The sequence below is a fragment of the Streptomyces sp. ISL-36 genome (assembly GCF_018614205.1).
In the GTDB taxonomy this organism is placed as follows: domain Bacteria; phylum Actinomycetota; class Actinomycetes; order Streptomycetales; family Streptomycetaceae; genus Streptomyces.
This window is the reverse complement of record NZ_JAGGOS010000151.1, coordinates 1-10,655: the sequence shown is the minus strand read 5'-3', so window position 1 is coordinate 10,655 and position 10,655 is coordinate 1. Positions and strand designations below refer to the sequence as shown.

At 71.6% G+C, this 10,655-nt stretch carries 12 protein-coding genes and 1 pseudogene; 9 read left to right on the top strand and 4 right to left on the bottom strand.

Annotated elements, in window-relative coordinates:
* On the top strand, positions 1-1,080 hold a 1,080-nt coding region (locus tag J7E93_RS32330; protein ID WP_215073592.1), incomplete at its 5' end, for a HEAT repeat domain-containing protein.
* A gap of 77 nt (positions 1,081-1,157) precedes the next feature.
* Here J7E93_RS32330 and J7E93_RS32325 read toward each other — a convergent pair.
* Positions 1,158-1,586 (bottom strand): ribonuclease domain-containing protein, encoded by a 429-nt coding sequence (locus J7E93_RS32325; RefSeq protein WP_215073591.1) that lies wholly within the window; start codon positions 1,584-1,586, stop codon positions 1,158-1,160.
* An 845-nt stretch (positions 1,587-2,431) separates the two neighbouring features.
* Between J7E93_RS32325 and J7E93_RS32320 the strand changes: the two genes are divergently transcribed.
* From J7E93_RS32320 to J7E93_RS32310, 3 genes are all read left to right on the top strand, one after another.
* Complete coding sequence (locus J7E93_RS32320) at positions 2,432-2,725, top strand: hypothetical protein (RefSeq protein ID WP_215073590.1); 294 nt, start codon at positions 2,432-2,434, stop codon at positions 2,723-2,725.
* Between the two features lie 181 nt (positions 2,726-2,906).
* The gene (locus J7E93_RS32315; protein ID WP_215073589.1) at positions 2,907-3,527 is read left to right on the top strand and encodes a DUF2637 domain-containing protein; all 621 of its coding nucleotides are present in this window, start codon (positions 2,907-2,909) and stop codon (positions 3,525-3,527) included.
* Positions 3,528-3,847: 320 nt separating this feature from the next.
* Positions 3,848-4,012: a hypothetical protein gene (locus J7E93_RS32310; protein WP_215073588.1), complete on the top strand. Its 165-nt coding sequence runs from the start codon at positions 3,848-3,850 to the stop codon at positions 4,010-4,012.
* Positions 4,013-4,305: 293 nt separating this feature from the next.
* Here J7E93_RS32310 and J7E93_RS32305 read toward each other — a convergent pair whose 3' ends face one another.
* Both J7E93_RS32305 and J7E93_RS32300 read right to left on the bottom strand, forming a co-directional pair.
* The gene (locus tag J7E93_RS32305) at positions 4,306-5,184 is read right to left on the bottom strand and encodes an SDR family oxidoreductase (protein ID WP_215073593.1); all 879 of its coding nucleotides are present in this window, start codon (positions 5,182-5,184) and stop codon (positions 4,306-4,308) included.
* Between the two features lie 7 nt (positions 5,185-5,191).
* Positions 5,192-5,956: an SDR family oxidoreductase gene (locus tag J7E93_RS32300; protein ID WP_215073587.1), complete on the bottom strand. Its 765-nt coding sequence runs from the start codon at positions 5,954-5,956 to the stop codon at positions 5,192-5,194.
* 68 nt (positions 5,957-6,024) lie between these two features.
* Between J7E93_RS32300 and J7E93_RS32295 the strand changes: the two genes are divergently transcribed.
* The 5 genes from J7E93_RS32295 to J7E93_RS32275 are packed head-to-tail and all read left to right on the top strand — an operon-like array spanning position 6,025 to position 10,312.
* Positions 6,025-6,780 (top strand): enoyl-CoA hydratase family protein, encoded by a 756-nt coding sequence (locus tag J7E93_RS32295; RefSeq protein ID WP_215073586.1) that lies wholly within the window; start codon positions 6,025-6,027, stop codon positions 6,778-6,780.
* Positions 6,777-7,622, top strand: coding sequence for a CoA transferase subunit A (locus J7E93_RS32290; protein WP_215073585.1), 846 nt, complete (start codon positions 6,777-6,779; stop codon positions 7,620-7,622). The genes J7E93_RS32295 and J7E93_RS32290 overlap by 4 nt, the downstream gene beginning before the upstream one ends.
* Entirely contained in the window at positions 7,619-8,347 is a 729-nt protein-coding gene (locus J7E93_RS32285; RefSeq protein WP_215073584.1) for a CoA-transferase subunit beta, read from the top strand. Before J7E93_RS32290 ends, J7E93_RS32285 begins: the two co-directional genes overlap by 4 nt.
* Complete coding sequence (locus J7E93_RS32280; protein ID WP_215073583.1) at positions 8,344-9,393, top strand: nitronate monooxygenase family protein; 1,050 nt, start codon at positions 8,344-8,346, stop codon at positions 9,391-9,393. Before J7E93_RS32285 ends, J7E93_RS32280 begins: the two co-directional genes overlap by 4 nt.
* A gap of 28 nt (positions 9,394-9,421) precedes the next feature.
* Positions 9,422-10,312, top strand: coding sequence for a tyrosine-protein phosphatase (locus J7E93_RS32275; RefSeq protein WP_215073582.1), 891 nt, complete (start codon positions 9,422-9,424; stop codon positions 10,310-10,312).
* 4 nt (positions 10,313-10,316) lie between these two features.
* Here the strand turns inward: J7E93_RS32275 and J7E93_RS32270 are convergent.
* A pseudogene (locus tag J7E93_RS32270) lies at positions 10,317-10,655 on the bottom strand (DEAD/DEAH box helicase); the annotation flags it as partial.

Sequence of the window (10,655 nt, the reverse complement as noted above, 5' to 3'; positions counted from 1 at the left end):
CCGCCCCTGGTCGCGGCGGCCCGGCGCGGCTCGGCCGCGAGCGTGCGGGCGCTGCTCGACCACGGCGCCGGACATCGGGAGGAGGCCCTGCGCGAGGCGCGGCGCTGGATCGGCGTGGACATCGCGGGCGCACTGCTGCGCGGACTGCTGGAGACCCACGGCACGGAGCCCTACGAGGCGGTCGTCCGCCGCGTCCCCGAGGACGGCGGAGTGACCGTCGTCGTCGAGCTGCTGCGCGAGAACGGAGCCCCCGGCAGCGGCAACGAGCAGCAGACCGGCCACGCCGCCGTCGCCACCCTCCTCGAGGCCGCGCTCGGAGTCCGCGTGCCCTGCGAGGAGCTCGCCCAGCGGGCCCTGCGCTGCGGCGACCAGGACCAGGACGACTGGACCGAGGCGGTCACGGCCCTGTCCGGGCGCGGCGACGAGGAGACCTTCGAGGCGGCCGCCGCCTGGTGCGACACGCCCGACGACGGCCCGCGCCGGGCGCTCGGTGCGGATGTCCTCGGCCGGCTGTCCGGCTTCGCGCCGAGGTCGCTGCCCGTGCTGCGCCGTCTGGCACGGGAGACCGCACGGAACGGTGGAGGGCAGGGGCGTGAGCCCGCGCTCGCCGTCGTCACGGCGCTGGGGCGGATCGGGGATCCGGCGGCGCTCGACGAGGTGGTGGCGTTCGCAGGGCACGCCGACGCCGAGGTGCGGCGGGCGGTCGGCTGCGCGCTCACCGGGCTCGTGCCGGCAGGGCGCCCCCGGGCCGTCGGCACGCTGATCCAACTGAGCCGGGACCACGACTCCGGGGTGCGGGACTGGGCCACCCTGGCGCTCGCGGAGGTCCCGGAGGACACCCCCGTGCTCCGGGACGCGCTCGCGGCCCGGCTCGGCGACTCCGACCCGGACACGGTGGCCGAGGCGGCACGCGGCCTGGCGATCCGTCAGGACCCTCGCGCCATCGAGGGGCTGGCCGCGATCCTCGCCGACGGCGACCCGGAGGGCACGGCCCGCGACACGGCTCTGGCCGCCGTCGAGTACGTACGGGACCCGCGGATCAGGACCCGGCTGGAGTGGACGGTTCCGCGCTGCCGCTGACCGCGCGGGCACCGTCCGGCCCGGTCCGTGGCCGGCAGGCGTGGGGGGGCCGGCCACGGACCGGGGGCGCGGGGGGATCAGCAGGCGTGGTCGACGAGGTCGAACGTGGCGTAGTGGTCGGCGGTGTAGTAGTCCTCCCGGTCCGACGAGCCGGTCACGATGCGGCGGGCGCCGCGCGTGGTCGAGCCGGGGGTCTCGACCGTGTACTCGTGGTAGTAGCCCGTCGAGTGGGCCGGGAGGACGCCTTCGCGGTTCTGGAAGACGCTGCCGTCCTGGCGGTACGGGAACGGGCCGCCCGCGTCGATCAGGCGGAGGGTGTCGTGGGCCTGGGAGGGCAGGTCGGAGTAGCAGATCTCGCCGACGGCGGCCCTGGCCGACAGCGATGCCGGGGCGACGGCCGCGGTGGTGGCAGCCCCCGCCGCCGCGGTGGCGGGGGCGCCGAGGAGGAGGGTCGAGAGGAGGGCGGCGACGCCGCCGGCGACGGTGAATCGTGGGGGGATTCGCATGGCAGCATGATGACGCGCGTAGAGCGGGCGCGGAAAGCCCAACTGCCGTCGTTTTTCCGGATGTTGACTTCTTCCGCCGGATGTGGGGACGGCGTGTGCGCGCGGCCGCAGCCCGAAGCTTCACCGAGGCACCACTCACTTCCGCACTGCTGGTACTGCTCACGGCGGCCCCTGATTTGCGTACCTCGTCGAGGGCCGGAATCGTTTTCACGAACGTGACAGATGATCATTGGACAGACTCCAGCCCCGGCGCACGGGCCGGCAGCGGCAAGCGCAGAGCGGTAGCCCGTCTTCCGGAACAAGCGCGCCGAGGGCCTTCCCATGGCCCGGCACACGCCCGTGGCCAGATCTCCGAAGACGCCGCGGACCAGGGCACACCCCTGTACACGCAGCTCGCCGAGGAATGGGCCGCCCGCGGCGCCACCGTCCCCTGCCGCCCCGACCCGCTGTGGGAGCTTCTGGCCTCTCCCGAACACCTCAGGCGCGAGACGGAAAGCACCTTGCGCCAGCTCCACCTGGCGGGGGAGCCCCGCCCCGGGGAAGGCGCAGCCGAGTCGGTTCAACCGGAGGTACTCACGTGATCCACGCGTCTCTGGTGTGCCGGGCCGCTCCGGCACCCTCTACGCCGTCTCCACCGCCCGCGCCCACGCCGCACCCTTCACCCGCAGGTTCCGTCCGTCGACGGAACTGTCGGAATTGCCGGGGGTTGTCTCGCACAGTTCCCTTCCTGGCTACCCGTGAAGGAATTTGCAGAACCGATAAAACTCCCGAGAGTCCCCTGAATGGAGGGTCATGGCCACCCGAATGCCGCGCATCGGGGAGATTCGGCTAGGCGTTAGCTGGTTATGACAGCAGCACTTCCTGAAAGCTTCACCTCCGGGCACATGAATGCACCTTCCTGGGCGGACAGCTCCGTCGCCATAGGCGATTTTCTGTTCCTTCCCGCTTCCTCAGCCGGAGGGATCAACGGAAGCCTCAAGGGAGTCGGCGGAGTGATCGCCCTGACGTGGTCAGCCCCGACCCTGGAGGAGTTCGTGACCGCCATGGCTCAGCTTGAGCAGGAGTTTCTCAGCGCCTGGAGGGATGCCGGCCTGCCGACACCGGCTCAAGGAAGAACGGTGCAACACCATCATGCGTGAGTGGCATGCTGAAGAAGCACTGGACCCACGTTCGGGCTTCTACCATCGGGTCGAGGATCAGCCGTGGGCTCGGTCTGCTGAGGATGAGACCATCCCTCAGAGGAACTTTCACGGGTCGCACCCTCTGACGGAGACCGGGTGGGATCCGACTGAAGAGCTCGCCTTCCTCCTCCAGGAGGCCATGCAGGCCGACCAGGTCCCCTCCTCGGCCTTTTTGCCGGACAACGACGATTACGCACACGACCGCACACGCCTGGAAAGCCTCGCCGAGTTCGCAACCGACCTGCCACCTGTGCGTTCTACCGGGGCTGGTCACCGCAAGGCTCGGGGCACCCCGGTGAGTTGGGCGCAAGTGGTCAGCATCTCCACCGCATCGCTCGGTGTCCTTCTCGTGTGCGTCGTCAGCGTTCTCAGCGGTGCGATCGCGTACGGCCCTCTGCTGCGCATCGCTGAGTCCCGAGCACCTGCCGGCATGGTCGCGTGGTGGCCGTATCTCATCTTCGGGCCCTGGGTTGTGGCTTCTCTGTCCATTTTGCGCGCCGCTTTTCATCAGCGTCGCGCCGCGAACTCTTGGCTCGTTGTCCTGTTCTTCTCTCTCATGGCGATGTGGCTCTGTGTAGCGCAGGCCGACTGGAGTTGTACCGACGTGGCAGCAGCCGCCTTGCCCACCGCCGCGTCACTGGCCTGCTTTCACCAGCTGGTCCGCTTCATCACTCTCACCAAGCCACCTCGCAACGCGAAGCGCCGCCGCCGCGTCTCATCATCCCTCCCCTCCCCGCCGGCCACCGATCGCCGCCCATGATGCCCCCCGTGCCCCGGATGAAGACGCCTGATGCGCATGCCCGGGATGAAGACGAACCGATGAAACGGACGCACCTCCTGGAAGCAGAACCCACCGGTACGTGCGGCCCGCCGTAAGAGGGGCGCCGCCCTGACTCACGTGGCAAGTCTCCCAATTTCAAGATCCACCACGCAAGACCCGTCACCCGGTCGGATGACGGCTGCTGGAAAGTCGTCTTATCCGCCTGGGGTGGGCCTCCGCATGCCCCCGCTCGAAAGGAGCCTTGCACAATGAGTGTGTCCCTGTGGCTTCTCCTGGCATGCGCCTCAGCATGCTCGCTGGTGACCACATTCACCTCGTCCGCCCGGACAGGCATGCCGCGGCTCGACACACAAGAGCTGCGCCGCCGCCAGCATCTGATTCACGTGCTCGAAGCCAATGCGCGCCTCGTTCGTTGCGCCAGCCTGGCTCCGCCACACAGCGACACCAACGACCCACAACCCTGACGAGCTCGTGCATGGTCGGCCGTGGCGCGTCGAGGGGCATGAACGGGCCGGTGTTCACGCTCGTTCATCGAACGCGAGGGTGACTGCGTGGTGGTGAGAGCGGTGCGGCGACAGCCTGGATGGTGTGACTCATGTGCTCACGCCGAACGTGAGGGCGGGCGAGGGCTCTCCAGTTCTTCAGGTGGGCGGGGCATCCAGACCTTGGTGGCCGGCATCCGCAGAAATCTCCGCGGTACCGCCGACTCGTCTGGGCGCAGGGCATCAAACCCCGTCCAGCGCCTTTGTCAGGATCTCTAAGCCCCGTACACCGCCCCCGGCGTCTCCGTCTCGGCCAGGAGCTTCCGCGCCGCCTCCCCCGCCTCCTCCGGGGTCCAGCGCGCCCCCTTGTCCGCCGCCGGGCCTGGCCGCCAGCCCTCCATGACGGTGATACGCCCGGCCTCGGCCTCGAAGACACGGCCGGTCACCCCCGCCGAGGCCGCCGAGCCCAGCCAGACCACCAGCGGGGAGACGTCTTCCGGCATGCCCTCAAGACCGGCGAAGGCCTGCTCGGTCATCCGGGTCCTGGCCGCCGGGGCGATCGCGTTCACCTGGACCCCGTACCGGCCCGTCTCGGCCGCCGCGACCAGGGTGAGTCCGACGATTCCGGCCTTGGCCGCCGCGTAGTTGCCCTGCCCCACGCTGCCCAACAGGCCCGCTCCGGACGTGGTGTTGACGACCCTGGCCACCACCTCCCGGCCCGCCTTTACCTCCGCGCGCCAGTGGGCGGCCGCGTGGCGCAGCGGGAGGAAGTGTCCCTTCAGGTGGACCCTCATGACCGCGTCCCAGTCGTCCTCGTCGAGGTTGACGAGCATCCGGTCGCGCAGGAAGCCCGCGTTGTTGACCAGGGTGTCGAGGCGTCCGTAGGTGTGGAGCGCTGTGGCGATCAGCGAGGCCGCGCCCTCCCCCGTCGCGATGTCACCGCCGTGGGCCACGGCTTCGCCGCCCGCCGCGCGGATCTCCTCCACGACGCGCCCGGCCGGTGACTCACCGCAGGCGGCTCCGTCCAGTGCCACCCCGAGGTCGTTGACGACGACCCTCGCCCCCTCGGCCGCGAAGGCGAGCGCATGGGCCCGGCCCAGCCCCCGCCCGCCGCCCGTCACGATCACGACTCGTCCCTCGCACAGTCCCGTCACGGTCATCTCAGCTCTCCTTGTTGACAGTTGCGGCGTCCAGGAATGCCGGGCGCTCGCCACCCCCGTGCACCAGCAGGGACGCGCCCGAGACGTACGCGGCCCGGTCGGAGGCGAGGAAGACGGCCGCCTCCCCCACGTCGGAGGGCTCGGCGAGCCGGCCGAGGGGGACCGTGGCACCGACGGCGGCGAGCCCGGCCTCGTCGCCGTAGTGGAGGTGGGACAGCTCGGTGCGGACCATCCCGAGGACGAGGGTGTTGACGCGGACGTACGGAGCCCACTCCACGGCCATGGACCGGGCCAGGTTCTCCAGACCGGCCTTCGCGGCGCCGTAGGCGGCCGTGCCCGGCGAGGGCCGGGTCCCGCTGACGCTGCCGATCATGACGATCGAGCCGCGTGCGGCCCGCAGCCGCTCGTACGCGGCGAGGGAGACGGTCAGCGGAGCCGTCAGATTGAGGGCGAGGACCCGTGCGTGACGCTCCGCCTCGCCCTCTCCCAGCAGCCGGTACGGGGTTCCGCCGGCGTTGTTGACGAGCACGTCGAGCCGTCCGTGCGTCTGGTCGAGGCCGGTGAAGAAGGCCGCGACGGCATGCGGATCGCGCAGGTCCAGCGGGGTGAACTCGGCTCTCCTGCCGCCCTCTTCGACCGGCGCGTGGGGCGGTCTGCGCGCGCAGACGACGACCCGCGCCCCGGCCCGCAGGAGGGCCCGGGCGATGCCCGCGCCGACCCCCCGCGTGCCGCCGGTGACGACGGCGACCCTCCCGTCCAGCTCCATCGGCTGCTACCTTTCCTCACCGAGCAGTCACCTAACAAATGTTTGGTGGAAAGGTAGCTGATCCGCTCATGGGTGTCTCCACCTCCCGCCCGGTCAAGGGCGTCGCTCTTGTCACCGTCGACTTCCCGCCCGTCAACGCCCTCCCGGTACGCGGCTGGTACGACCTCGCCGACGCCGTCCGCGCGGCCGGCCGCGACCCGGAGATCCGCTGTGTGGTCCTGACCGCCGAGGGCCGCGGCTTCAACGCGGGCGTCGACATCAAGGAGCTGCAGCACGAGCACGGCACCGGGCACACCGCGCTCATCGGTGCCAACCACGGCTGCGCGGACGCTTTCTCGGCGGTGTACGAGTGCGAGGTGCCGGTCGTCGCGGCCGTCGCCGGCTTCTGCCTGGGCGGCGGGATCGGGCTGGTCGGCAACGCGGACGTGATCGTCGCCGCCGAGGACGCCGTCTTCGGGCTGCCCGAGCTGGACCGGGGCGCGCTCGGCGCCGCCACCCACCTCGCCCGGCTCGTCCCCCAGCACCTGATGCGGGCGCTGTACTACACCTCCCGCACCGCCACCGCCGCCGAACTGCACGCCCACGGCTCCGTCTGGAAGGTCGTACCGCGAGGCGGGCTCCTCGACGCGGCCCTCGGACTGGCCCGGGAGATCGCCCGCAAGGACGGGGCGCTGATCCGGCTCGCCAAGGCCGCCATCAACGGCATCGACCCGGTGGACGTGCGCCGCAGCTACCGCTTCGAGCAGGGATTCACCTTCGAGGCGAATCTGAGCGGCGTCGCCGACCGCGTCCGCGACACGTTCGGGAAGGAGCGAGAGGCGTGAGCGACAAGACGATGACACCCGACGAGGTGGTGGGGCGCCTGCGCAGCGGGATGACCCTCGGCATCGGCGGCTGGGGCTCGCGCCGCAAGCCGATGGCCCTGGTCAGAGCGCTGCTCCGGTCGGAGATCACCGATCTCACCGTGATCTCCTACGGCGGCCCCGACGTCGGCCTGCTCGCCGCCGCCGGACGGATCCGCCGGCTCGTCGCCGCCTTCACCACCCTGGACTCCATCCCCCTCGAACCCCACTTCCGGGCCGCCCGCGAGCGTGGCGCCTTCGCGATGACGGAGCTCGACGAGGCCATGTTCATGTGGGGCCTGCACGCCGCCGCCAACCGGCTGCCGTTCCTGCCCGTCCGGGCCGGTCTCGGCTCGGACGTGATGACGGTCAACCCCGAACTGCGGACGGTCACGTCACCCTACGAGGACGGCGAGACCTTCGTGGCCGTCCCCGCCCTGCGCATGGACGCCGCCCTCGTCCACCTCAACCGCGCCGACCGGCTCGGCAACGGCCAGTACCTCGGCCCCGACCCCTACTTCGACGACCTCTTCTGCGAGGCGGCCGACACCGCGTACGTCTCCTGCGAGCAGCTCGTGGACCGGTTCGACGCCGACACCGCCCCCCAGTCCCTCCTTGTCTCGCGCCACAGCGTGACCGGGGTCGTCGAGACCCCGAACGGCGCCCACTTCACCTCCTGCGCGCCCGACCACGCGCGCGACGAACCGTTCCAGAAGCTGTACGCGACCACCCCCTGGCCCGCGTTCGCCGAACGGTTCCTGTCCGGCAAGAGCGAGGACGACTACCAACAGGCCGTACGGACCTGGCACGAGGAGCAACGATGAGCGTCACTCGTTCCGAGTACTGCGTCGTCGCCTGCGCGGAGGCCTGGCGCGACGACGGCGAGATCCTCGCCGCCGCCATGGCCCCGGTCTCCTCCTTCGGCGCCCGGCTCGCCAAGCGCTCCTTCGCCCCCGACCTGCTGCTCACCGACGGCGAGGCGATGCTCGTCGGCCTCGACGGAGAGGCCGAGGGCTGGCTGCCGTACCGCCGTCACCTCACCATGGTCACGGGCGGCAAGCGGCACGTGATGATGGGCGCGAGCCAGATCGACCGGTACGGCAACCAGAACATCTCCTGCATCGGCGACTGGTCGCGGCCCGCCCGCCAGCTCCTGGGCGTCCGCGGAGCACCGGTCAACACCCTGAACAATCCGGTGAGTTACTGGATCCCGAAGCACTCGCCGCGGGTCTTCGTCGCCCGCGTCGACATGGTCAGCGGCGTCGGATACGACCGGGCGGCCGACGCCGGGGCCACCCGCTTCCACCGCATCCCCCGGGTCGTCTCCGACCTCGGCGTCTTCGACTTCGCAACACCCGACCGCTCGATGCGGCTCGCCTCCCTCCACCCGGGCGTCACCGTGGACCAGGTCCGACGGGCCACCGGCTTCGACCTGGTGATCGGCGACGACGTCCCGTACACCCGGGAACCGAGCGCCGAGGAACTGCGGCTCATCCGCGAGGTGATCGACCCCCGGGGGCTGCGCGACCGCGAGGTCGGGGTCCGATGAGGACGGCCCTCACGGAGCTCACCGGCATCCGGTACCCGATCGTGCAGACCGGCATGGGCTGGGTCGCGGGCCCCCGGCTGGTCTCGGCCTCGGCGAACGCGGGCGCGCTGGGCATCCTCGCCTCGGCCACCATGAGCGTCGACGAGCTGCGCGCCGCGGTCCGCGAGGTGAAGTCCCGTACGGACCGGCCCTTCGGGGTGAACCTGCGCGCGGACGCGGGCGACGCCCGGGAGCGGGTACGGATCATCGTCGACGAGGGCGTGCGGGTCGCCTCCTTCGCCCTCGCCCCCTCGCGCGAGCTGATCGCGGAGCTCAAGGAGGCGGGTGTAATCGTCATCCCGTCGATCGGCGCCCGCAGGCACGCCGAGAAGGTCGCGGCCTGGGGCGCGGACGCGGTGATCGTGCAGGGCGGGGAGGGCGGCGGGCACACGGGCGAGGTGGCGACCACGGTGCTGCTGCCGCAGGTGGTCGACGCGGTCGGCATCCCGGTGATCGCCGCGGGAGGTTTCCACGACGGCCGCGGCCTGGTCGCGGCGCTCTCCTACGGCGCCGCGGGCATCGCCATGGGCACCCGCTTCCTCCTCACCTCCGACTCCACCGTCCCCGACGCGGTCAAGGCGAAGTACCTGGCGGCCACGGTGAAGGACGTCACCGTCACCACCGCCGTCGACGGGCTGCCGCACCGGATGCTCCGTACGGAGATGGTCGCCGCACTGGAACGGGCCGGCCGGGCGCGGGCCTTGGCGCAGGCGGTACGCCGGGCAGCCGGCTTCCGGAAGCTCTCGGGCCTGTCGTGGTCGCGGATGATCCGCGACGGGCTCGCGATGAAGCACGGCAAGGACCTGTCGTGGAGCCAGGTCCTGCTCGCCGCGAACACCCCGATGCTCCTCAAGGCGTCCATGGTCGAGGGCCGCACCGACCTCGGCGTGATGGCCTCCGGACAGGTGGCGGGTCTCATCGAGGACCTCCCGAGCTGCGAGGAACTCGTCCGACGCGTCATGTCCGAAGCCGCGCACGTGCTCCGCGCCCTGCCACCACCAGGGTGAACCCTCATCCCCGTAAGGGAGTTCGGTCATGCCTCTTTCGAGACGCGCACTGCTGAGCACCGCGACCGCCACCGCGCTGGTAGCCGTCGTCTCCCCCACCGCGTCGGCCGCACGCCGCCGCACCGACGAGATCCGCCACATCCCCCTCCAGGGCGCGGTCAACGTCCGCGACCTGGGCGGATACCTCACCTACAGCGGCGACCGGGTCCGCCACGGCCTGGTCTACCGGGCCGATCACCTCGGCAAGCTCACCGAGAACGATGTCGCCACGCTCGCCGGGCTGCGCCTCGGCACGGTCGTCGACTTCCGTATCCCGCTGGAGATCCAGTACGACGGGGCCGACCGGCTCCCCGCCGGTCCCCTCGCCGTCTCACGGCCCGTCACCGACAACGGCCTGTTCGGGCAGCTCCTCACGGCGATCGGCTCCCGCGATCCGGTCCGCCAGGAGGAGATGCTCGGCGGCGGCCGGGCGGCGGCGTTCATGCGCGAGGTGTACCGGACCTTCGTCACCAGCGCCGCGAACCGCGCGCAGTTCGCGGCGACCTTCCGCGACCTCGCCACGCCGGACTCCCCGCCCATGCTGTACCACTGCACCTCGGGCAAGGACCGTACGGGCTGGACGAGTTACCTGCTCCTGCAGATGCTCGGCGTCCCCGAGCGGTCGGCCGCCGCCGACTACCTCGCCTCCAACACCTTCCGCGCCGCGTACGACGCGAAGGTACGGGAGGGGCTGAAGCAGGGCGGCCTGATGCAGAACCCGGAGCTGATCGTCCCTCTCCAGGAGGTGCGGACCGAGTATCTGGACGCGGCGCTCGCCGAGGTACGGGCCGGGTACGGCACCCTGTTCCGCTACCTCACGACCGGCCTGGGCCTGGACCCCCGCACACTGGCGGGACTCCAGGCCCGGCTGGTCGACTAGGCGGCTAGGCCGCGCCGCCGCGACGGCCGCCGCGGGTACGGGGGGCCGGGCCGCCCGTGGCCGTACGGCTGGTCGAGGTCGCGCGGCCGCCCGTGCCCGTACGGCCCGTGGAGGCCGTGCGGGAGCGGGCGCCGCTCCCGTTGCCACCGCCACCGCCACCGCCACCGCCGCCGCTGCGGCGGGAACGGCGGCCGCCGTTGCCGGAGGGCGCGGCGGGCTGGGGCGGCTGCGGGACCTCGATGACGACCGGTATGCCGGACGGCTCACGCGCACCGGTGAGCCGGGTCAGCTCCTCGTCGCTCGACTTGACCTGGGCCGTACGCGGGGTGATGCCGGCGTTCGA

Bases quoted from the DNA above. Each gene is read 5' to 3' on its own strand.
- J7E93_RS32320 (WP_215073590.1), top strand. From the start codon at position 2,432: ATGACAGCAGCACTTCCTGAAAGCTTCACCTCCGGGCACATGAATGCA.
- J7E93_RS32285 (WP_215073584.1), top strand. From the start codon at position 7,619: ATGAGCGTCACTCGTTCCGAGTACTGCGTCGTCGCCTGCGCGGAGGCC.
- J7E93_RS32300 (WP_215073587.1), bottom strand. From the start codon at position 5,956: ATGGAGCTGGACGGGAGGGTCGCCGTCGTCACCGGCGGCACGCGGGGG.
- J7E93_RS32295 (WP_215073586.1), top strand. From the start codon at position 6,025: ATGGGTGTCTCCACCTCCCGCCCGGTCAAGGGCGTCGCTCTTGTCACC.
- J7E93_RS32275 (WP_215073582.1), top strand. From the start codon at position 9,422: ATGCCTCTTTCGAGACGCGCACTGCTGAGCACCGCGACCGCCACCGCG.
- J7E93_RS32280 (WP_215073583.1), top strand. From the start codon at position 8,344: ATGAGGACGGCCCTCACGGAGCTCACCGGCATCCGGTACCCGATCGTG.
- J7E93_RS32325 (WP_215073591.1), bottom strand. From the start codon at position 1,586: ATGCGAATCCCCCCACGATTCACCGTCGCCGGCGGCGTCGCCGCCCTC.
- J7E93_RS32315 (WP_215073589.1), top strand. From the start codon at position 2,907: ATGCAGGCCGACCAGGTCCCCTCCTCGGCCTTTTTGCCGGACAACGAC.